Here is a 1,695-nt window from a genome sequence, read left to right on the forward strand (position 1 = left end):
GCTTGAATTTTTGTTTCCATCCGGTCTAGGTCGCATCTGAGCCGCTGGCCGTCCGGGCCTCTTCGGTCATTTTAAGAACAAGGTTTAAGTGATGCCCTCATCTTATCTCGCCCCCATTCCAGAATTGTACGTTTCCCACGATTCCGCCCAGAAACTGAAGGTCGAAGCCGGCAACCTGGTCAGCTGGGATCTGACCCCGCGCCAGATCTGCGACCTCGAACTGCTGATGAACGGCGGATTTTTCCCGCTGAAAGGCTTTCTGACCGAGGCCGATTACGACGGCGTCGTCGACAACATGCGCCTGGCCGATGGCAGCCTCTGGCCGATGCCCATCATCCTGGACGTCTCCGAAGCCTTCGCAGGCAAGCTCGAAGCCGGGCAGGACATCGCCCTGCGCGACCAGGAAGGCGTCATCCTCGCCACCATGACCGTCACCGACAACTGGGTGCCGAACAAGGCGCGCGAGGCCGAAAAGGTCTTTGGTGCCGATGACCAGGCCCACCCCGCCGTGCATTACCTGCACAACCAGGCCGGCAAGGTCTATCTCGGCGGCCCCGTCACCGGCATCCAGCAGCCCGTGCACTACGACTTCAAGGCCCGCCGCGACACGCCCAACGAATTGCGCGCCTTCTTCCGCAAGATGGGCTGGCGCAAGGTCGTCGCCTTCCAGACCCGCAACCCGCTGCACCGCGCCCACCAGGAACTGACCTTCCGCGCCGCCCGCGAAGCCCAGGCCAACCTGCTGATCCACCCCGTCGTCGGCATGACCAAGCCGGGCGATGTCGACCATTTCACCCGCGTGCGCTGCTACGAGGCCGTGCTGGGCAAATACCCCGCCGCCACCACCTCGATGAGCCTGCTCAACCTCGCCATGCGCATGGCCGGCCCGCGCGAGGCCGTCTGGCACGGCCTGATCCGCAAGAACCACGGCGTGACGCACTTCATCGTCGGGCGCGACCACGCCGGCCCCGGCTCCAACTCCCAGGGCGAGGATTTCTACGGCCCCTACGACGCGCAGGACCTCTTCAAGGAACACGAAGAGGAAATGGGCATCACCATGGTCCCCTTCAAACACATGGTCTACGTCGAGGAACGCGCCCAGTACGAACCCAATGACGAGATCGCGGATCGCGACACGGTCACCATCCTGAACATCTCGGGCACCGAGCTGCGCCGCCGCCTGGCCGAGGGCCTGGAGATCCCCGAGTGGTTCTCTTTCCCCGAGGTCGTCACCGAGCTGCGCCGCACCAAGCCGCCGCGCGCGAAACAGGGCTTTACCGTCTTCTTCACCGGCTTTTCCGGTTCGGGCAAATCCACCATCGCCAATGCGCTGATGGTCAAGCTGATGGAAATGGGCGGCCGCCCGGTGACCCTGCTGGACGGCGATATCGTGCGCAAGAACCTCAGCTCCGAGCTGGGGTTCAGCAAGGAACACCGCGACCTGAACATCCAGCGCATCGGCTACGTCGCGAGCGAGATCACCAAGAACGGCGGCATCGCCATCTGCGCCCCGATCGCGCCCTATGCCGCCACCCGCCGCATCGTGCGCGAGGGGATCGAGGCCTACGGCGCCTTCGTCGAAGTCCATGTCGCCACCTCGATCGAGGAATGCGAACGCCGCGACCGCAAGGGCCTCTACAAGCTGGCGCGCGAAGGCAAGATCAAGGAGTTCACCGGGATCTCGGACCCCTACGA

Annotated in this window: 1 protein-coding gene; it reads left to right on the plus strand. The window is 64.0% G+C overall.

Annotated features, from left to right (window positions below; all coding sequences use genetic code 11):
- Window positions 1-91: 91 nt before the first annotated feature.
- Window positions 92-1,695: bifunctional sulfate adenylyltransferase/adenylylsulfate kinase (locus DL237_RS20360; protein WP_119400800.1), on the plus strand; the 1,604-nt coding region annotated here is incomplete at its 3' end.

The sequence above is a fragment of the Pseudooceanicola sediminis genome (genome assembly GCF_003575965.1).
Lineage (GTDB): Bacteria > Pseudomonadota > Alphaproteobacteria > Rhodobacterales > Rhodobacteraceae > Pseudooceanicola > Pseudooceanicola sediminis.